This window comes from Chryseobacterium sp. Leaf180, from assembly GCF_001424585.1.
Lineage (GTDB): Bacteria > Bacteroidota > Bacteroidia > Flavobacteriales > Weeksellaceae > Chryseobacterium.
Genome location: NZ_LMPJ01000001.1, coordinates 916,140 through 937,001 on the forward strand (window position 1 = coordinate 916,140; position 20,862 = coordinate 937,001).

The following is a 20,862-nucleotide window of genomic DNA, read 5'->3' on the forward strand; positions in this document are numbered from 1 at the left end:
ATCAAGCAAAAAAAAACCGCATTTCTTGGAAACGCGGCCGGTTGATATATGGGATTTCTTTAAACAAAAGCACTAAAACCCGTAATCGAGCGCCCTACAATCAAAGAATTGATCTCTTTGGTTCCTTCATACGAATAAATCGCTTCGGCATCTGCCACAAATCTCGCGACATCGTACTCCAGCAAAATACCGTTTCCACCCAAAACTTCGCGCGCTCTGGAAACCACATCGCGCGTTCTCATCGTACAGAAAACTTTCGCGAGTGAGGCATGTTCGTCGAGCAAAGTGCCTTCATCCTGCATTTCAGAAAGCCTGAAAACCATCGTCTGCATTGCCGTGAGATTGGAAAGCATTTCCACCAAATGTCCCTGTATCATTTGGAAAGAGGCAATCGGTTTCCCAAACTGTTCGCGTTTTCTGGTATAATCGAGTGCACTTTCGTAGGCTCCCCGTGCACAGCCAGTCGCCATCCACGCAACGCCGGCGCGTGTCATGCGCAAAACTTTGGCCGTATCTTTAAAAGTATTGGCGTTCTGGAGACGGTTTTCTTCGGTTACGATGCAGTTTTTCAGCGTAATTAAACCATTCTGCACAATTCTCAACGCCATTTTTCCTCTGATTTTTTCGACAGAATAACCCGAATTGTCTTTTTCTACAATGAAACCTTTCACTTCGCCGTCGTCAATATCTCTTGCCCAAATAATCACCAAATCTGCAAATGTCGCATTCCCGATCCATTTTTTTTCTCCGTTCAGAATCCAGCCTTCTTCTGTTTTTTTGCAGGTAACAGTCAGTCCGCCCGCTGCGCCAGAACCTACCTCGGGTTCGGTAAGTCCAAAAGCACCGATTTTCTCAAACTTCTGCATCTGCGGAAGCCATTTCTGTTTCTGCTCTTCAGACCCGCAAATGTAAATCGAACCCATTGCCAGCCCCGACTGTACGCCAAAAAAGGTCGCAATGGAAGCATCTATTCTTGCCATTTCCATCGCAATAACACCTTCCATTAAAAACGGCATTCCTTTGCAGCCGTAGCCATGATAGGTTACACCGCAGATATCCAGTTTTTGAAATTTCGGGATCAGCTCAAACGGAAAATCATCTTTCAGCCAGTATTTGTTGACAATTGGTTTTACTTCCTTTTCCATAAACTCGCGAACCTTCTGCTGTACTTCGCGCTGCTCGGGCGTGAGCGCGTGATAAACATCGTAGAAATCTCCGTCAATCGGCGGAAGTTCCTTATTTTTCCTGTTCGGATCGAGCATTTTCATCATGCCGCTCAGCTGTTTCTCATCGAGCTTGGAAAAATTCTCCATAAGTTTTGGAAGATTCACTTTCTGCGAGATTTCGCTGAGCTGATCAAAATCAATTGATTTAAATAATTCTACGGCATTCCGGATTTTGGAAAAGGCATTTGACATACTGCAAGTTTTGTAAAATCTCATCAAAAATCAATCCGAAGGTGGCGGATCGTCATCAGACAAAATTTACAAAAGTTTACAAATCAAAACATTAAACCCGAAAAACATTTTTACAGAACGTTTACTCTTGGTTTTCAAAAGATGCTGTGAGAACTTTTTGAAGTTTGGTCTACAACAATCAAACATTCTTAATATGAAAACTACGTATGCAATCTCAGCTCTGGCTTTATCGATGATGATCAGCCTCTCTTCTTGCAGAAAAGGTGAAGTTGCTCTTACCGAAATGGAAGAATACGCCACCACCGATTCTTCTATGGCGCCCGTCTCAGACAGTATTTCTTCGGTGGCAAGTCTCAAAATAAAAGACAAACAGTTTATCAAAACCGCGTCGGTCGATATGGTGGTGAAAAATGTATACGACGCAACACTTGTATTGGAAAAAACAGCGCAGGACTTGGGCGGTTTTGTGACAAACAGTGAGATGAGCAGCCAGATGATCAGTGAAAATACTTACGCGAAAGACGATGACAGCGCAGTTTTGGTAAAACAGTTCAAGACACAGAATACGATGAATTTTCGTGTACCGACGGATCAGCTCGGTGCTTTTTTAACGGAAATCAACAGACAGAAAATTTTCCTGAATACACGTACGATCAGCGCTGAAGACGTGACGGCAAACATTAAATATTCTGAACTCGAGCGCAAACGTGCCGAAAAAAACAGTAAGAATATTGAGGTTTTGAAAGCAACAAAAGATAAAGTGCAGCTGGATAATGATAATACGTCGGACAGCAATCTGCAACAGCTTAACAGCATGAATATGACCGATCAACTGAAGTACAGTACGGTAGATGTTTTTATCGCTGAACCAAATGTGAGCGTTGCGGAAATTCCGGTGACAAATACTTTGGATCTGAATGACAAGTACCGAATGAGTTTCTTTTACAGTCTGAAAAATGCTTTGCACAGCGGCTATTTTCTCATTCAGAAAATAGTAATCGCCCTTTTCAGCATCTGGCCACTGATTATTATTTTTGGTTTTGCATTTTACTTTTACCGGAAAAATCAGTCTAAAAAGAGAAAGCCTACCGCGCCAAACTAAGGCAATCTGGCTTCGGCCATCTCCATATATTTATTTTTTCTTCTCATATTTCCAGTTGCGGCCTTTGCCCACTGAAATCCATTCAAGTGCCTGCTCCATCCTTTTGGTGCGGGTGCTTTCTGTTTTGGCTTCGGCGATCCAATGAATATATTCTTTGCGGAAAGACGGCGAAGCTTTTATAAAAACTTCATTTGCCAGTTTGTTTTGATCTAAAGCCGCTTTAAAATAATCCGGAATCTCAACTTCTGTTTTATTGGGTGCGGTTTTCTTCATTTTAAAACCTGCGTCCGTCAGATCCATCGCTTCCTGAATAATCTCGCGCAGCCTAATTTTTCCCGGAAGATCATCAAGTTTTGTGATTTTTCCCAGGCTGAACATATTTGATTTTTCGGCATCAGTTTCCAGACTCTGAATGGTTTTCATCTCACCGTGCAGCCAGAATCCCATGCTGCAGTAATTTTTAAATGAAACCACCGAACAAAGAATTTTACTGTTGTACATAAACGTAGGAAATTTCCATTTAATGGTTTCTTCGGTTTGTGGACACACTTCATGTACGGTTTGGCGGAGATATTCGAGAATCGGTTTGGCAAATTCAGGCGCGTTTGCAATATATTCGTCAACGCGCGGATCGTAAATTGTGCTCATTTTAAGCAAAAATTTTAGCGGCTTCATTTACAAGAAATCGAACCTGATCTGGTCTTCCACGGTCAGTTTTCGGAAGATTATTATAGCTTCCTGTGCGCACAATAACCATATTTTTCTCAGGAACCATGATGATGTACTGACCCTGCAAACCTAGAAAATAATAATGTTTGATGGGATTGTCATTATTAATCCAAAAACCCATTCCGTAGATTTCCTTTGATTTTCCGGTGCCGGTTTTCATGTCATTAATAAAATTTTCGCTTAAAATTTCGCGGCCTTCATATTTTCCGTTGTTAATAAAAAGCTGTCCGAGTTTGGCAAAATCGCGTGTGTTTGAGTGAATACAGCAGTACGTTTTTTCCATACCACTTTCGTCCACGCTCCATTCGGCATCTTGTTCCATCCCAAGCGGAATCCAGAATTTTTCAGAAAGATAACTTGATAAGGTTTGGTTCAAAGCTTTCTTTATAGCAAAACCTAAAAGCTGTGTTGAACCGCTTTGATATTCAAATCTTTCGCCGGGATTTTCTTTAAAATTTCGCGAAAATGTCGCTTTCATCAGATTTCGACCGTAGTACGCTTTGGCATTTGGCAGAAACGGATTTTTATAATTTTCATCCCAGTCGAGACCCGATTCCATCTGTGCAAGATGTTTTAAAGTTAAATTCTTACCAAAAGGTTTAGTATCAACCTCAGGGAAAAACTCAGAAAATTTCTGATCAATATCTTTAATTTTTCCTTCTTCGACAGCTTTTCCGAGCAGCATCACCGTAACAGCTTTTGCCATAGAAAAAGAATTGGTTTTTGAAAGCGCATTATAACCGTTAAAGTATTCTTCATGAATCAGTTTTCCATCTTTAACGACTAAAAACGAGGCGGTATTTGAGTTTTGAAGATCATCAGAAACTTCGTTGGGCAAAGTAATTTTATTAAAATCAGGATGTTCTTCCCAGGCTTTTGCTGTTCCTTTTTTAATGATATTGCTTTTGAAAAGTCTGCCGTCGTCGATGTTGGCGCTCATTCTTCCACGCAGGTAAGTTTTAGAAATTCCGCTGAAAAGATACGCATAGCCGAAGATGTAAAATAGAGATGCGGCTACCAATATGAAAGCTAACAAATAAAGTAAATACGCCATAATAAACTGTCTGAGACAAATGTAGAATAATTTTAAAAATAAATAATCGCCGTGTTTTTAAATGATTTACTTTTGTCTTAAATGATGAAAAAACGATGACCCGATTTATACTTTTTCTTTTTTTGATTCTGAATTCTCTTTCTCTTAAATCGCAGCTTTACAAACCTTTAGATACTGCAGATTATGCGCAGCGGAAAGTTTTTATAAAAACGTACACCGCCGAAAATGAGCTCTACATAAAAGATTTAAAGAACAGGTATCCCGGAAAAACCGGACAGGAACTGGCGAAAATTTACAAAGAATTTGAAACCGATTTTGTCACTCAGGTAAAGAATAAAGATTTTATTTTTAATTCTGCGCTGGATGCTGATGTAGCCGCGCTGATCATTAAACTCAGGAAAAACAACCCAAATATTCCTCAGAAACTGAAGGTTTTAATTGCTAAAGATAATGCGCCGAATGCCTATTGCCTTGCCGATGGAACTTTTGTAATCAATCTCGGACTTTTTAATCTGCTTGAAAATGACGACCAGTTGGCATCGGTGATCGCTCACGAACTTGGCCACAAAATGGGCGAGCATGTTTTGCGTGATATCGTCGGATTTATCAATCAGGACAAAATGGATAAAATAACGGTTCAGAACATAAAATCTGACCGTCTTAACCGAAATAAAAAAGCTTTTGATGTATTAAAAATCCGGCTGTACAGAAAAGGGATTGAAAAACGTAAAAATGAAATGCGCGCTGATTCTCTCGGTTTTGTACTGTACCGGAAAACCGATTTTTCTAAAACTGATTTCGTGAATGCGCTTCAAAATTTAAAAAAATATGATACGATTTCGCCGGTTCCTGTAAAACTGGAAACATATAAAAAATATTTCAGCCTTCCCAGTCAGGAATTTAAAGACAAATGGATGAAGAAAGAAGATTTTTCAGCGTACGATTACAAAGCTTTTAAAGCAAAAATCAACGAAGATTCTGTCGCCTCGCATCCTGAAATTCCGGAACGTGTGGCAAAACTTCAGAAATATTTTACCGAACTCAAAACAACGGCTCCGCCTGCGCCTTCATCAGAAAGTTTTAAAAAAGCGGAACATATCGCGCGTATGGAAATTTTACCAAACTTTTTTCATGCTGAAGAATATGGTCTCGGGATTTACACTTCGCTCCAGTTTTTGCAGGAAAATGAGGAGACAAAATATTATGAGAACTGGCTTGGAAAATGTTTTGCAAAGATCTATGAAGGCCGGAAAAACTATACTCTCAACCGTTATCTCGACCGTATAGATCCAAAAGATCAAAGCGAAAGCTACCAGCAGTTTCTTAATTTTATGTGGAATCTCAGTTTAAATGAAATCAAAACGATTGCAGATTATTATCAAAACAAAAAATCCTGAAAAGCTTCAGGATTTTTTGTTTTCAGGTAGTTAAAATTAGTAATTAAGCCTTTCTAATCGCACTTTATTATACTTTTCTTTGGTATTGAATTCGTGCAGCAAAATGTAACCTTCTTTCCCTACATACGGGTAAACTGTGAAATTGTCTTTTTCTGAGATCGGAACAATTTCCTGAGCAAACTTCCCGTCGATCACGGTATTGATGAAGAGATTCCATTTTTTTTCTTTCGTCACCTGATCTTTCTGGTAATCGCGGTAGAAAAAAACAACGTCTTTTCCGTCATTCAGATACTGCGAAAACAGGTAATCGTTATTTGCCCAGCGTGTTTTTTCTTTTTCCAGAATCTTTATTTCTTTTATTTTGAAATCCTTATCGGTGTACGTGTACACAAGATCTGTGGTTTTTGGTGCATTGTACTGTCCTTCGGGTTTGTACTTTTCGGCAAGAATTCCTACACTGCCGTCATTCATAAAATACATGTCTTTTGTCTGAAGATAATAGCCGCTTTCCACATCGCCTTCTTTACCGATATTCTTGATGTATTTCTGATAATCTGGTCTGAAGGCAATCGTCTTCAAATCTGTAGAAAAATCTTTCTTATCCACCATCAGCCTTGCAAAACCTTCAGTACGGCTGTCTACAAAATTTCTTCCGGTGTAAACGATTTTATCACTGAAAATTTTATCATTATCTATTCTCTCATTCCCGGAATTAAACACATCTATATTATAAAGCGTTTCCGGTGAAAGCCCTGATAACGGCTTGTTTGAAACTTCTTTCCCGGTTTTCATATCGATGACCAGAAGCGAAAACGCCCTGTCTTTACCGTCAGATTTTCTCAGGATGCTGTACATGTAATTCTCGTCCCTATCGAGAACAGAAATATCAGAAAAAACTTTTTTAGTTCCGTTTGTATTGTATTTGTAGCGCCAAAGTTCCTTTTTATTATCATCAAAACGAATGATGCTATTGTTGTTCACATATCTGCCATAATCATGATGCTCGGTCGCCAGGTAGCCGCCTTCTTTGATTTCACTAACGTACGCAACATAGTCGTAGCCGAGATCCTTCTTCTCCTGGCGGCTATCGTTTCGCTGTTCTTTCCAGTTTTTTTGTTCGGTAATCTCGCTGAATGTTCCGTTTTTATAGTCGTAATATACTTTTGGTTTTACCGTATTGTCTTTGATATTGATCACCATAGACGGAGGCGAAGCGGTAAGCGTTTTACTTAAAACCAACATGTAATTAATATTTACCGGCTTCAGAATAATCTGATTTCTGAAATTCATAAAACCCACATAAGAGCCCACGCTGATATCACTTTCAAACTCATTATTGGCAACCGGATTTAGATTTTTATCTAAAATAACGTATCCGAATTTCTGACTGGTTTTGCTGGTCTTACCGTAAGAATACATCGAAACATATCCGTAGAGATTCTCTTTCGTATCAAAAATAGCATTCATACCTGCAAACTGACCGCTGGCAAGTGCTGACAAATCTTGTGTCTGAGCGAAAGTTGCCGAAGAAAGCAGCCCAAAAACAACAAATAAAACTTTTTTCATTCAAATATTAATTTGCCCCAAATGTAAATAAATATTTAAATAAGTTTAAAATTGTTTCCTGCTGTCTTAAAATAATTTTAAAAAAGAGTGAAATGCAATAATTAAACAAAAACTCCTTCAAAGAAAATCTCTGAAGGAGCTGATATGTGAAATTTTAAGTTTTAAAACTTGTATCCGACACCGAGAATAAAAATGCTCGACCTGTTATCGTACTCAATCTGCTGGTTTGACCCTGCTACGCTGTTAATAAATTTACGCTGATCCTTAGAAAAGGCGCCTTCATATCTTGCGGTAAGAATGAATTTTGAAATCTCACTCTGCGCACCAATCTGGTAACCGACAGTGAAACTTTTTGCGTTTACCTGCTGTACAAAACTTCCGAAAGTCTCGTCTTTTGTCAGATTAAAACTTCCTACAGGCCCGACATATGCGCTCAGATAGTCACCCAAAAGCGTCGTACCCACAAGCACCGGAATATCTACACGGCTGTTTTTAGCTTTCAAAGTTACTGCCTGCGCATTGGCTTCGTTTGCAACCGTTACTTCATTGCTGAAGTTGGTGTAATAAATTTCGGGCATTACAAATAACGAAGTCGGCAAATCGATCTTCGCCGAAAGACCTACATTGAAACCTGTAATATTTTTACCGTTTTGCTCAACGGCTGTTGTTGCGGCAGTTTTAAGATTTTTCCAGGTGGCTGAACTTGTTGGGATCAGCACATTGGCTTTACCTGCAAGTGAAATCTGCGCAGATGCAAATATTGAAAATGCCGCGAATGCGATACTAAGAATCTTTTTCATTGTCTTCAAGTTTAGTTATGGTATTATCAATAGTCTTGTTATTTTCGAGAAGATAATCCCGAAGTTCTTTGAAAAGCTCTGAAGAATACACAAAATCGATCAGGTTTTTGTTTCCTGCCGTGATGAGAATATCTTTGTCTCCTTCCCATTCTTTCAGACCGAGTCGCAGATAAACGATTTTTTCACCAATCGTCATTACTGAATTCATATCGTGGGTGTTAATAATCGTTGTTGTGTTGTATTCTTTTGTAATTTCCAGCAACAGATCATCAATTACATTTGATGTGTAAGGATCGAGACCTGAGTTTGGCTCATCACAGAAAAGATACTTCGGATGATTCACAATCGCACGGGCAATAGCTACACGTTTCTGCATTCCACCAGAAATCTCTGCAGGATATTTTTTATTGGCTTTATCTAAATGTACACGGCCGATTACTTCAAAAACACGTCGTTTTTTTTCTCTGAAAGTAAGGTTGGTAAACATATCCAATGGAAACATAATATTTTCTTCCACAGTAAGCGAGTCAAAAAGCGCACTTCCTTGAAATAACGTGCCTATTTCAGACCTCAGCTGTTGTTTTTCCTCACGGTTCATCACATTGATATTGCGGCCGTCAAACAGAATTTCTCCAGATGTCGGCTGATAAACATTCAAAAGACTTTTCAGAAAAACCGTTTTACCGGAACCACTCTGACCGATGATCAGATTGGTTTTCCCTTCATCAAAAGTCGTGGTAATGCCTTTCAGAACTTCAACATTTTCGAAGCTTTTCTTTAAATTTTTTACCTCAATCATCAGCTTAAAACTATTTGAGTTACTAATAATTCTGAAAGAATAATGAAAACCATCGTCCAAACTACAGCCTGTGTGCTGGCTCTACCCACTTCAAGTGAGCCACCTTTTACGTTATAACCAAAATAGGAAGGAACTGTAGCAATGATAAATGCAAAAACTATGGTTTTTGTAAATGCATAATAAATAAACAGATTAGGCATATACATTTGAATTCCGGTGATATAATCAGATTCCGTCCAGTTTCCGGTAACAATTCCGGCGATATATCCACCCAAGATACCGAATACGATACTGATAGCAATGAGCAGCGGATTAAAGATCAGACAAGCGATTATTTTGGGAAAAATAAGAAAGTTTGGCGAGTTTACACCCATAATATCCAGTGCATCAATCTGTTCTGAAACCCGCATTGTACCGATACTTGAGGCGATATAAGAACCTACTTTCCCTGCAAGAATCAAACTGATAATGGTGGGGGAAAACTCTAGAACCAATACCGCTTTGGTTGCATATCCCACGAAAGAAGTAGGTATGGGAAACGACGAAGCATCAAAATTATTAAACATTTGTATGGCAACTACAGCACCCACAAATATGGAAGTGAAAATAACCAAACCAAAAGAATTGACACCAAGATCATTGATCTCACGCATCAGAATCTTCCAGAAAACACGCATTTTCTGCGGCTTCTGAAGGGATTTACCAAGAAGAATAATATATTCTCCTATCGCTGTAAAAAACTTTTTTACCATCCTGCTAAATTAGACTAATTTTTGTTAAAGCTTTATTTAATTTGCCTTTTTATCGCCCTTCAAGACCAGCAAAACAGTCTTAAAAACAATCACAAGATCCATCACAAAACTCCAGTTTTTCACATAAAATGTATCTGCCAGAATTCTCTTTCCCATCTCGATTTCTACATCACCGCTGTCACCGCGAAGCCCGCTCACTTGGGCCAAACCAGTAATTCCTGGATTAACCATGCTTCGTAGACTGTAACGCCCGATTTTCGATTTAAAATAATCGTCTACTGCCAACATGTGCGGTCGCGGACCGACAACCGACATTTCACCTTTCAAAACATTGATAAACTGTGGCAATTCATCAAGGCTGGTCTTACGGAGAAACCGTCCGACACGCGTAATTCTAGCATCATTTTCTGACGTCGTTTTGCTTGCCGATTCTTCGTTGATCACCATTGTCCGGAATTTCAAACAGCTGAAAACGTCATCGTGATAGCCATATCTTTTTTGTCTGAAAAAAACCGGTCCGGGCGAACTTCGTTTAATGAAAAATGCAATAATCGGGAAAAGCCATGTACAGATGACTAACAAAACTAATACCGAAAAAAAGAGGTCGAAAAGTCTCTTAAATAGAAAGTTTGAGTAATAATCGAGAGGATATTTGGTCTGATTCAGAATGGGTTGCGTTTCCAGATAACTGAGATCAAACATCAGAAAATCGCTGTTGGTGATATCGGGAACGAGAGAAACGTGCACTTTGTAGTCCTCGGCCAGCCTGAAAATCTGCTCTTCCTGATCTTTAAACTGATGCTCACTGGGCATAAAAACGGTGTGAATACCGTTTCTTTTCCAAAAATCCTGAAGAGAATTTAAATCAAAATCGACCATAGGAAAATCGAAAATCCGGTAACCAAAATCTGTTCTCTCTTCGATAATTTTCTTTAAAACTTCCATAGAATTATTGCCGCAGAAAAACATGACGTTTCTGTTATTCACTCCGCGCGACCGCAGATATTTAATAATAAAATAAACCGCAGATTTCACCGAAATCACACCTGCTGTGAGATACATTGTAAGCAGCGTAAGTTCTGAACCGAAAAATTGACTGTTGCTCACTTTTCTGATGAGCAGCAAACCGATCACGAAAAGCATAAAATGAATAATCAACCTTTCTACGAACATCGTGAAGGTAAGATTCCTCGGGATATTGTATATTTTCGTGCGTCCGCTGAGAAGAATCCAAAAGGAAATAAGCAGCAACAGCGGGAAAAGTATTTCCTGCCAGAATGTTTTGCTGTAAAAATCTTTAAAATTACTGGCAAAAAACAGCAGGAAAACCGATACAATCACCATCATGTCGATAATGACGATAATGGATTTCAGGTATCGAGAATAACGTATTTTTTGCATGAATTTTTTTGCGAAAAGAAGCTAATTTAGAAAAAATTACGGAATATTCAGATATTTGTGCGTCTGTACCGAAACTCTCCAACGTGGATTTGCCAAAATAAAATCGGTAATTTTAGGATACATTTCGTCTCTTTTGCTCCACTCGCTTTGGAGATACAGTGTACAGTTTTCCGAAACTTTATTTGCCTGCTCTTCAGCGAATTTAAAATCATTGTTATTAAAAACAATCATTTTAAGCTCATGCGCTTTAGCATAAATCTCTTCCTGCGGCAATCCGGTTTTCTTAGGTGAAAGCGTAATCCAGTCAATATGTCCGCTCATCGGATATGCACCGGAAGTTTCTATGTGGATGGTGCAGCCCAATTCTTTTAATCTTGAAGTAAGCACGTTGAGATTCCACATCAAAGGTTCGCCACCTGTAAGCACAATAGTTTTGCAGTGACTTGCAGCCATTTCTGCAATCGCTTCGGCATTCATCAGCGGATGGAGATTGGGATCCCAACTCTCTTTCACATCGCACCAGTGACAGCCGACATCACAGCCACCAAGTCTTATAAAATAGGCAGCCTTTCCTGTATGAGCGCCCTCGCCCTGAAGAGTGTAAAAATGCTCCATCACCGGGAGCATTTTACCTTCTTTTAATAAAATATCTTCTACTAAATCCATTTTAAATTAGTCGTTGTAGACTGAAGTTTTGTAAGCAATGATGGTGTTTTTCATCAGCATCGCTCTGGTCATTGGTCCTACACCACCCGGAACTGGCGTAATCCAGCTTGCTTTTTCTGCACAGCTGTCAAAATCGACGTCGCCGGCCAGATAATATCCTTTTGGTGAATCGTCATCGACTCTTGTAATTCCTACATCCACGATTACGGCTCCGTCTTTGATCATTTCACCTTTCAAAAAGTGTGGATCGCCAAGTGCAGTAATTACAATGTCTGCTTTTCTCGTGTATTCTTCAATATCTTTCGTGTAAGAATGCGTTAAAGTAACAGTTGAGTTCCCCGGGAAATCTTTTCTTCCCATCAGAATGCTCATCGGTCTTCCCACGATTTTACTTCTTCCGATAATCACGCAGTCTTTACCTTTGGTTTCGATATTATATCTTTCCAGTAAAGTTAAAATTCCGAATGGAGTTGCCGGAAGAAACGTATCCATTTCCAAAGCCATTTTCCCGAAATTGGTAGGATGGAAACCGTCCACATCTTTTCTCGGATCGATGGCATTAATGATTTTCTCCTGATCAATCTGATCCGGCAACGGCAACTGAACGATAAAACCGTCTACTGCTTTTGACTTATTTAATTCGTCAATTTTTTCTAATAATTCAGATTCAGAAACGGTGCTTGAGAATTTTATTAAGCTCGACTGAAAGCCCACTTCTTCGCAGTCTTTTACTTTCGCGTTTACATAAGCCTTGCTCGCGCCGTTGTTTCCAACAAGAATTGCCACCAAATGCGGTGCTCTGCGCTTGCTTTCGATTATTTTATCGACCTCAACCTTGATTTCTGCTTTTATTTCTCTGGAAACTTTTAATCCGTCAAGAATTTCTGCCATTTTTACTTTTACTTTTTATAATTAGATTTTAAGGATATTTTTCTGGTTCTGATGCGTACAAAAAACGAGAGGATGTTTACAATTTGCTCTTTTTCATCAATATCAAAAAGAATTAAATAGGACAATTTTTTAAAGGAATTGCTCTTAAATTTTTATATTTGATAGCAAAAAAAGGGTTTACCTGTAAAGATTTATAAGCATCAAACAGTTTCTTTCTAAAACTTTTCGCTGCTGACTGAGATTGCATTCTATAATATTTAATGGCATCATCAATATTATTGGTTGCAACAGGAGAAACAAGAATTTTAAATGCCATACTTTTCTGAAATTCTCTTTAATAATTCGAATGCATCTACAGATTGTGACCTGTCTTGTTTTAATGCATCATCAATCACTTTTTTCATTTCCTCAGTCAACTCAGAATCATCGTCATCTCTCTCAAAACTGATTTTCATTTTTTGCAATAAATTTTGAATTAAAGTTCCTTCTTCTTTGTCTTTAAAATGTACAGTGATGGAACTCATAACTATACTTTTAATCAATTAATGAAATCTCTTCCTCTATTTATTCGCTTTATAATAATTAATCAATCCATTTGTCGAACTGTCGTGGGAGCTTACTTCACTATCTTTTTCCAGTTCAGGTAAAATTTTCTGTGCTAAAACTTTTCCCAATTCAACCCCAAACTGATCAAAACTGAAAATATTCCAGATCACACCTTGTACAAAGATTTTATGTTCGTACATCGCAATCAACTGACCTAATGAAAACGGTGTTAATTCATCGATTAAAAATGAATTTGTGGGCGTATTTCCCTGGAAGACTTTATAATTTGTCAGAAAATTGATCTCTTCCTGAGACTTTTCTGATTTTTTTAACTCTTCAGCCGCTTCTTCTTCTGTTTTACCAAAAGCTAAAGCTTCTGTCTGTGCAAAAAAGTTGGCCAGCAAAATATCCTGATGATTAGAAACTTTATTCGGGCTTTTTGCAAATGCAATAAAATCTGCAGGAATCAGCTCCGTTCCCTGATGAATCAGCTGATAAAATGCGTGCTGACCGTTTGTCCCCGGCTCGCCCCAGATAATGGGCCCGGTTTCATAATCCACAAAATTCCCGTTTCGGTCGACACATTTTCCGTTACTTTCCATATCTCCCTGCTGAAAATACGCCGGAAAACGGTCCAGATACTGCGAGTAAGGAAGAATTGCGTGCGTTGATGCCGCAAAAAAATTACGGTACCAAATTCCTATTAATCCCATCAGAACAGGGATATTTTTATCAAAATCTGTATTTTGAAAATGCTGGTCGGTATGATTTGCTCCTTTTAAAAGCTGTTCAAAATTGTCATAACCAACGGCAAGTACAATACTTAAACCGATGGCGCTCCACAGAGAATATCTTCCGCCTACCCAATCCCAGAATTCAAAAATATTTTCCTCTGCAATTCCGAAGTCTTTAACCGCTTGAACGTTAGTCGATAAAGCGACAAAATGTTTGGCAACATCTTCTTCTTTTCCGGCTTTCAAAAACCAGTCTTTTGCCGAATGCGCATTCGTCATCGTCTCTTGGGTAGTAAACGTTTTAGAAGCGATGATAAATAAAGTCGTTTCCGGATTAAGATTTTTTACGGTTTCAGCCAAATGATTTCCGTCTACATTAGAAACAAAATGCGCGTTTAATCTTGTTTTAAAATGTTTCAGCGCCGAAACCACCATCACAGGTCCCAAATCTGAACCTCCGATGCCGATATTCACCACATCGGTAATTTCTTTTCCGCTAAAACCTTTGTGATTTCCTGAAATAATGCTTTCAGAAAAAGTTTTCATGTGATCTAAAACCCTTTTGATATGAGGCTTGATATTTTCACCGTCAACCAGAATTTCTTTATCCGAAAAATCTCTTAAGGCAGTATGCAAAACGGCTCTGCCTTCAGTTTCGTTGATTTTATCCCCCGAAAACATTTTAGAAATCGCATCTTTCAGCTCACATTCTTCGGCAAGATTCAGAAGCAGTTCTCTGGTATCGGCATCAATTAAATTTTTAGAATAATCAAAAATAAAATTTTCACCCTTCACAGAAAATTCCTGAAAACGGTTCGGGTTTTCCTCAAAAAGACTTCGGAGATCAAAATCCTGAGATGCAAACTGCTCGTCGAGTGCCTGCCAGCTTTGGGTGTGCGTAGGATTTATTTTTGAAAGCATATTGTGTGATTTGGTTTAATAATTAGGTTGATTTTCCGGCAGAAATGTTCTGCAGAAAAAATACGCTACAAATTTACGGATTTTGTGGGGATGTAGATTAATGTCCGCGAAAAATCAGTCGGTGAGCTCTAGCTGTACTGAAAGTGAACTTCTGCTGTTGTAATACGTTTTAAATTTCCATTCACCGTCCATCAATACTCCAGTCACCATATCTTTATTTTCTGAAGATCCGCTACCACCTAAAGTCGGATAAATGCCTTTTATCTTTTTTACACGTCCATCAGAATATCTCATTTCGGTATCATATTGATTTTGGTCATTAATAATCCATTCAAAACATACAATAATACCTTCTAACGGAAAAGAAATCGGCCGATCAAGTGTCCATTCGGTAATTCTTCTACCCTTTTTGCAAATAACCGCCTTACTTGTAATGAGCTCTCCGGGCAATCCGTTCTTATTTTCGAAAATATTTACATTGATTGTAACATCATTTTTATTGTAATTAAAACTTGGAAATCTGACTTTACTTAGAAAAAGCTTTTGAGGCAGTTCACTTTTATGAACAATTATCTTTCCCACCATCCATGTTTTTATAGCGCCGTAGGAAGTTTTTTTCTTTAATTCACCTATAATAATCGTTTTATCAAATTTCGGACGGCTGACCTGCACTTCAGCAATTTCTTTGTAAACAGGCTTTAAATAATAAATAGTCTGATCATTTTCTACGCTCAGATTCTCATATCCAAAAGACTGAATTTCTGAGATTTTCTCAGAATCTTCAAGTACCGCGTCACCATTTTCTTCCGTGTTTTTATAATTCTGATTTTTCAAAATCAGTTTCGCATACGGAACCGGTTTTTGAGTCTCGGCATCCAGCACTTTGATTTTCTGAGTGAAATACATACTGCCCAAAAAGCACAAAGTCACAGCAAATTTTATTTTCATCGCGTAAGTTTTGGCTTAAAGATAAAGAAACGGTGTAGAGAATTCTCTCAATACATCTTATGCCTTGGCAGATTAATTTCCTGGGCTTGCGGGTAAGGTTTCCGGGAAGTCATGCTCACGTCTTCGCGCATTTTCTGGTGCACACTGTAATGTTTTTCCTGATCGTAAACGTAACGCGGATCGGGAATCATCGGGAGTTTTGCCATTTTATGAATGGTAATTGTTGGAAAATGATAGTCAATTTCAACGGTTCCGAGCAAAAGATAGCATCCGCCGCCCTGGAAATCGTATCGTTTTAAACTGTCGGGGAAATGTGCCGTATCAAAGTAATCGCCATTCACATCGATCCAGGTTCCGAAAAACATTGTGCCTTTTTTCGTGGGAACGTGTTTTCTGGAAATAAGATAAGCCAGCATTTTCACCTGTTTTTTATGATGTTTTAGAAGATCTTTCACAAAAACTGAACCGCGGTATTTGGTTTTCAATAAATCAAACGGACTGCAGGAAACCGGAAAGCCGATAATTTCGAGTTCATCAAAGGCATCTTCAAAACGCTCGCGTTTCAGAGTTGGCAGCGCATATTCCTGCACAGGCTCTTCAATTAAAGTAAGTCCGCGGTTTTCAGGTTTAAAATTTACCAACAGCAGTCTGGCTTCCACCAAAAGTTCATTTTTTCCTTTTCCGGTAAAACGAAAAGCACCGATAAAAATCAGTGTTTGTACACCTTCCAAACCGATAGGAATTCTCCGGATAAAATCTTCAAGAGAAATAAAATAACCATTCCGGTGACGCTCAGCGATAATTTCTTCCGCGATTTTGATTTCAAAACTTTGCAAAACCATAAAACCTAGATAGATTTTTTTGCCGTGAAGCGATGTCTGATATTCTGAAGCGTTCACACAGGGATTCTCAATAATTCCGCCGGACATTTTTGCTTCGTGGATGTAAACTTCTGTACGGTAAAATCCGCCTTGATTATTAATCACAGAAACCATAAATTCCAGCGGATAATACACTTTCAAATACAAACTTTGGTAACTTTCTACCGCATAAGATGCCGAATGCGCCTTGCAGAAAGAATAGCCTGCGAAAGATTTTATCTGCCTGAAAGCTTCTGTTGTCATTTGTTCGGAATGCCCCTGATCTTCCATGCAGGATTTAAAAAAATTGGTTTTTACTTCATTCAGTTTTTCAATAGATCTTTCTTTTCCGCTCATAGCACGCCGCAGAATATCTCCGTCTGCGTGAGAAAGTCCGCCAAAATACTGTGCAATTTTAATTACATCTTCCTGATAGACCATGATGCCGTAGGTTTCTTTTAAATTTTTCTCAAAAACAGGGTGGAAATATTCAAACTGATCGGGATGGTTGTGCCGGAAAATATATTCACGCATCATTCCACTTTGGGCTACGCCGGGCCGGATGATCGACGATGCAGCAACCAAAGTTCGGTAGTCGCTGCATTTTAATCTTCGCAAAAGCCCACGCATTGCCGGAGATTCGATGTAAAAACAGCCGATGGTTTTTCCTACCGCCAGATATTCATTGCAAACCGCTTCATCTTTAGAAATAGAAGTATCACGGATATCAACATCAATTCCTCTGGTTTTTTTTATTAATTCTACCGTGTCATTAATGGTTCCCAAACCTCTCTGCGAAAGAATATCAAATTTTTCGAGGCCGATATCTTCTGCTACATTCATATCAAACTGTACGATCGGGAAACCTTTAGGCGGCATTTCCAAAGAAGTATAATTGGTAATTGGTTCTTCAGAAATCAAAATTCCGCAGGCGTGCATGCTCCGCTGATTGGGAAATTTCTCCATCAGTTTCCCATATTCTTGTACTTTTTTTACAATTGAGTTTCGGTCGTGCGAATGCATCGGTTTTCCTGCCAAATCATCCAGTTCTTCTTTAGGCAATCCAAAGGCCTTTCCCACTTCGCGAAAGATCGATTTGTACTTAAATTCAACATTGGTTCCGCAAAAAGCCACATGATCTTTTCCGTATTTCGTCAAAATATACTGGATGATCGTATCTCTGTTTTGCCAGCTCCAGTCGATGTCAAAATCCGGTGGCGAAGTACGGTTGAGATTTAAAAATCTTTCAAAATAAAGATCCAGTTCTATGGGGCAGATGTCTGTAATTCCCAGACAATAACTTACAATAGAGTTGGCGCCACTTCCTCTTCCCACGTGCATAAAGCCCATCTCGTTACTGTACCGCACGATATCCCACGTGATGAGAAAGTATGCCGAAAACTTTAGTTCAGCAATAACTTTCAGCTCTTTTTCGACGCGCTGCTTCGCAATTTCATCTTCGCCATATCTTTTTTCCAACCCTTCAAAAGCCAGTTGTGTGAGAAGCAGCATATCTTCTTCATGAGATTTTTTGAAATATTTTTTATTCTTATTTTCAGTGCTTCCGCGTTCTTTATAGGTAAATTCAAAATTACAATCGCTAAGAATTTTTTTTGTGTTTTTAATGATTTCCTGATGTTGTGCAAAAGAATTGATGAGTTCTTTTTCTTGTTTAAAATATTCAGATTTTCGGCAGACATCATCTTCACTGAGTTTTGAAAGAATAGTATTGTTATCGATGGCTCTTAAAATCCTGTGCAGATTATATTCTTTTTTGGTGCTGAAAGTTACCGGATGTAAAACCACCATTTTTGGAATCAGTTTTTTAAATTCCGGGCGAATCAGAACGTTTAATTCTTCTTCGCGAATGCCTATAAACTCATTTTCTTTTAAATTTTCGGGCAAGTTGCTTAAAGGATAAATGACAAAAACCTGCTTAAATTCGGGGGCCGTTTCAGAAAGTTCAACGCCATCGCAATTGTGAGCGGTGAGCATTTTATTAACTTCACCAATTCCGCTGAATTCTTTGGCGATAGCGATATATCGTAATTTATTTTCTTTCCTTACCTCAATTCCTACAATCGGTTTTATTCCAGCTTTTTCACATTCTTTTTTAAAATCATAAATCGCAGTAACCGTATTGATGTCCGTTAAAACCAATTCTTTAATGCCGAGCGCGGCGGCCTGCTCTACCAGATTTTGAACCGATAAAGTACCGTAACGAAGACTGTGAAAAGTATGACAGTTGAGAAACATTTAAGTAAAATTTTAAAATTATTTTCCGAAATCAAATCCTGAAGCTCTGCCTACAGCATCTGCTCCGAAGCGGTTTTTAAGGTAATCCATTGTTTGATAGAGATTCATCTGCTCTTCAGTATCTTCAAAAAGATTCATCTGATGACTGCCGTGTACCAAATCTGTAAATCGCAATCCCACAAGTCTCAGACGCATTCTTCGGGTATAAATTTTATTGAATAGCTCCAAAGCAATTCTCGACAAGGTGTGGTCGGCAGAAGTGTAGGCGACTTTATGCTGTTTGGTTTCGGTATCAAAATTGGCATAGCGTATTTTAATAACAACTGTGGAAGTCAGCCATTTTTCCTGTCTTAACTGATAGGCTAACTTTTCTGCCATCCCAGAAATCAGTCTTTTCAGCTCCAACAGATCCATTGTATCGGTGCTGAACGTTTTTTCTGTGGAAATCGACTTTCTTTCAGAATAAGGAACGACGGGGTTTTCATCGATGCCGTTGGCTTTTTTCCAAAGTTCTTTCCCATTGGCGCCAATCATTTGCTGAAGTACTAAAACGGGCATTTCAGATAATGTGTGAATCGTACGAATGCCGATTCTGGAGAGCAGCTGAAAGGTTTTTTCGCCCACCATCGGTATTTTTTTTACTGAAAGCGGATTGAGAAAAGGACGGATTTCAGATTCTTCAATTCTAATTTTTCCTGCAGGTTTTGCTTCTCCCGTTCCTATTTTTGCTACAGTTTTATTGGTGGAAAGCGCAAAACTGATGGGAAGTCCGGCTTCTTTATTTACCGCAGCAGCAATTTCCTGCGTCCATTGGTAACAGCCAAAAAATTTATCCATCCCGGAAAGATCCAGATAAAACTCGTCGATGCTGGCTTTTTCCATCACCGGAACTCTTTCCTGAATGATTTCTGTGACGGTATGCGAAAGTTTAGAGTACAGTTCATAGTCTCCTTTAATGATTCTTGCATCCGGACAAAGTCTGAGCGCCATGCGAATCGGCATCGCAGAACGCACACCAAATTTTCTTGCTTCATACGAGCAGGATGCGACGACGCCACGGTCGCCACCGCCGATAATTAAAGGAATTCCTTTAAGCTCACGGTTTTGCTGTCTTTCGCAGGAAACGAAAAAGGCATCAAGATCCATATGTACAATCGCATGATTCACGTCACAAAGCTAGTTTGATTTTTAAACAAAAATTGTACATTTGTTGTTATAAATTATAACAATGTCTATTTTTTCAGATAACATCAAGGTTTTGAGAGGTAAGCGAGAAACCACTCAACAGGAATTGGCAGATTCTTTAATGATCACTCGTTCGCGCTATGTTTCTTATGAAGATGGCCGTTCAGAACCTCCGTACGATGTTTTAATAAGAATCTCAAAATATTTTAACATCAGCATCGATCTGTTACTTACGGTCGATATTAGGAAATATCCTTTAAATGATATGATGAATCTTGCAGATAACCGCATTGTGCTTCCTGTCGTCGTCGATAAAATCGGGAACAACAGCATCGAGATTATTCCGCAGAAAGCTTCAATGGGATATTTGTCTGGCTACAGCGACCCGGAATATATTGAAAACCTGCAACGGATTTCTCTGCCTTTTCTCACCAACGGAAAGTACCGCGCTTTTCCAGCGCAGGGCGATTCTATGCCGCCTTTCAAAGACGGTTCTTACGTAATCGGGAAATATATTGAAACCATTAATGATCTGAAACCTGGCAAAAGCTATGTTTTTGTGACGCTGAACAACGGTATTTCATATAAAAGATTTAAGTCTAAAAATGAAAACTCGATTATGGTAGCGGCAGACAATTCTTTTTATCAGCCTTACGACATTTCTTTATCTGAAATTGTTGAAATCTGGCAGTACGCCTCCGGAATTTTCCCGGAAGATTTTGAGCATGATGCCCTGGAGTATAATGTGAAAGATATGTTCCTGGAAATCCGGAAAGATATTCGGGATCTGAACAGGAAAATTTCGGAATAATTCCATTTTTTCAGAAATAAAAATTT

At 38.8% G+C, this 20,862-nt stretch carries 19 protein-coding genes; 3 read left to right on the top strand and 16 right to left on the bottom strand.

Going from position 1 to position 20,862, the window contains the following annotated elements; translation table 11 throughout:
- Nucleotides 1–59: 59 nt before the first annotated feature.
- Entirely contained in the window at nucleotides 60–1,418 is a 1,359-nt protein-coding gene (locus ASG01_RS04185) for an acyl-CoA dehydrogenase family protein (protein ID WP_055860318.1), read from the bottom strand.
- 193 nt (nucleotides 1,419–1,611) lie between these two features.
- Between ASG01_RS04185 and ASG01_RS04190 the strand changes: the two genes are divergently transcribed.
- Nucleotides 1,612–2,520 (top strand): DUF4349 domain-containing protein, encoded by a 909-nt coding sequence (locus tag ASG01_RS04190; RefSeq protein ID WP_055860321.1) that lies wholly within the window; start codon nucleotides 1,612–1,614, stop codon nucleotides 2,518–2,520.
- A gap of 30 nt (nucleotides 2,521–2,550) precedes the next feature.
- Here ASG01_RS04190 and ASG01_RS04195 read toward each other — a convergent pair whose 3' ends face one another.
- Both ASG01_RS04195 and ASG01_RS04200 read right to left on the bottom strand, forming a co-directional pair.
- Nucleotides 2,551–3,168 (bottom strand): YdeI/OmpD-associated family protein, encoded by a 618-nt coding sequence (locus ASG01_RS04195; protein ID WP_055860324.1) that lies wholly within the window; start codon nucleotides 3,166–3,168, stop codon nucleotides 2,551–2,553.
- Between the two features lies 1 nt (nucleotide 3,169).
- Nucleotides 3,170–4,303 carry a serine hydrolase domain-containing protein gene (locus ASG01_RS04200; RefSeq protein ID WP_055860327.1) on the bottom strand — a complete coding sequence of 378 codons (1,134 nt, stop codon included), beginning with the start codon at nucleotides 4,301–4,303 and terminating at the stop codon, nucleotides 3,170–3,172.
- 95 nt (nucleotides 4,304–4,398) lie between these two features.
- Between ASG01_RS04200 and ASG01_RS04205 the strand changes: the two genes are divergently transcribed.
- On the top strand, nucleotides 4,399–5,700 hold the full coding sequence (locus tag ASG01_RS04205; protein WP_055860332.1) for a M48 family metalloprotease: 1,302 nt from the start codon (nucleotides 4,399–4,401) through the stop codon (nucleotides 5,698–5,700).
- Nucleotides 5,701–5,736: 36 nt separating this feature from the next.
- Here the strand turns inward: ASG01_RS04205 and ASG01_RS04210 are convergent, their stop codons facing one another.
- From ASG01_RS04210 to dinB, 13 genes are all read right to left on the bottom strand, one after another.
- The gene (locus tag ASG01_RS04210; RefSeq protein ID WP_055860334.1) at nucleotides 5,737–7,266 is read right to left on the bottom strand and encodes a hypothetical protein; all 1,530 of its coding nucleotides are present in this window, start codon (nucleotides 7,264–7,266) and stop codon (nucleotides 5,737–5,739) included.
- A gap of 161 nt (nucleotides 7,267–7,427) precedes the next feature.
- Nucleotides 7,428–8,066, bottom strand: a complete 639-nt coding sequence (locus tag ASG01_RS04215) for an outer membrane beta-barrel protein (protein ID WP_055860337.1) — start codon at nucleotides 8,064–8,066, stop codon at nucleotides 7,428–7,430.
- On the bottom strand, nucleotides 8,050–8,865 hold the full coding sequence (locus tag ASG01_RS04220; RefSeq protein WP_055860340.1) for an ABC transporter ATP-binding protein: 816 nt from the start codon (nucleotides 8,863–8,865) through the stop codon (nucleotides 8,050–8,052). The genes ASG01_RS04215 and ASG01_RS04220 overlap by 17 nt, the downstream gene beginning before the upstream one ends.
- A complete protein-coding gene (locus ASG01_RS04225) occupies nucleotides 8,865–9,617 on the bottom strand; it encodes an MlaE family ABC transporter permease (RefSeq protein WP_055860342.1) in 753 nt (250 codons plus the stop codon). The genes ASG01_RS04220 and ASG01_RS04225 overlap by 1 nt, the downstream gene beginning before the upstream one ends.
- 36 nt (nucleotides 9,618–9,653) lie before the next feature.
- The gene (locus ASG01_RS04230; RefSeq protein WP_055860344.1) at nucleotides 9,654–11,018 is read right to left on the bottom strand and encodes an exopolysaccharide biosynthesis polyprenyl glycosylphosphotransferase; all 1,365 of its coding nucleotides are present in this window, start codon (nucleotides 11,016–11,018) and stop codon (nucleotides 9,654–9,656) included.
- 36 nt (nucleotides 11,019–11,054) lie between these two features.
- On the bottom strand, nucleotides 11,055–11,684 hold the full coding sequence (locus ASG01_RS04235; protein WP_055860347.1) for a 7-carboxy-7-deazaguanine synthase QueE: 630 nt from the start codon (nucleotides 11,682–11,684) through the stop codon (nucleotides 11,055–11,057).
- Nucleotides 11,685–11,690: 6 nt separating this feature from the next.
- On the bottom strand, nucleotides 11,691–12,575 hold the full coding sequence (locus ASG01_RS04240; protein WP_055860350.1) for a bifunctional 5,10-methylenetetrahydrofolate dehydrogenase/5,10-methenyltetrahydrofolate cyclohydrolase: 885 nt from the start codon (nucleotides 12,573–12,575) through the stop codon (nucleotides 11,691–11,693).
- 112 nt (nucleotides 12,576–12,687) lie between these two features.
- On the bottom strand, nucleotides 12,688–12,891 hold the full coding sequence (locus tag ASG01_RS04245; protein ID WP_055860354.1) for a type II toxin-antitoxin system RelE/ParE family toxin: 204 nt from the start codon (nucleotides 12,889–12,891) through the stop codon (nucleotides 12,688–12,690).
- Nucleotides 12,881–13,099 (bottom strand): hypothetical protein, encoded by a 219-nt coding sequence (locus ASG01_RS04250; protein ID WP_055860356.1) that lies wholly within the window; start codon nucleotides 13,097–13,099, stop codon nucleotides 12,881–12,883. The genes ASG01_RS04245 and ASG01_RS04250 overlap by 11 nt, the downstream gene beginning before the upstream one ends.
- A 36-nt stretch (nucleotides 13,100–13,135) precedes the next feature.
- Entirely contained in the window at nucleotides 13,136–14,776 is a 1,641-nt protein-coding gene (pgi, locus tag ASG01_RS04255) for a glucose-6-phosphate isomerase (RefSeq protein ID WP_055860359.1), read from the bottom strand.
- 114 nt (nucleotides 14,777–14,890) lie between these two features.
- Nucleotides 14,891–15,724 carry a hypothetical protein gene (locus tag ASG01_RS04260; RefSeq protein WP_131725317.1) on the bottom strand — a complete coding sequence of 278 codons (834 nt, stop codon included), beginning with the start codon at nucleotides 15,722–15,724 and terminating at the stop codon, nucleotides 14,891–14,893.
- A gap of 47 nt (nucleotides 15,725–15,771) precedes the next feature.
- A complete protein-coding gene (locus ASG01_RS04265) occupies nucleotides 15,772–18,840 on the bottom strand; it encodes a DNA polymerase III subunit alpha (protein WP_055860365.1) in 3,069 nt (1,022 codons plus the stop codon).
- A gap of 18 nt (nucleotides 18,841–18,858) precedes the next feature.
- Entirely contained in the window at nucleotides 18,859–20,007 is a 1,149-nt protein-coding gene (gene dinB, locus ASG01_RS04270) for a DNA polymerase IV (RefSeq protein WP_117613383.1), read from the bottom strand.
- A gap of 61 nt (nucleotides 20,008–20,068) precedes the next feature.
- Here dinB and ASG01_RS04275 point away from each other — a divergent pair, with 61 nt between their 5' ends.
- Complete coding sequence (locus tag ASG01_RS04275) at nucleotides 20,069–20,836, top strand: helix-turn-helix domain-containing protein (protein ID WP_055860371.1); 768 nt, start codon at nucleotides 20,069–20,071, stop codon at nucleotides 20,834–20,836.
- Nucleotides 20,837–20,862 lie beyond the last annotated feature (26 nt).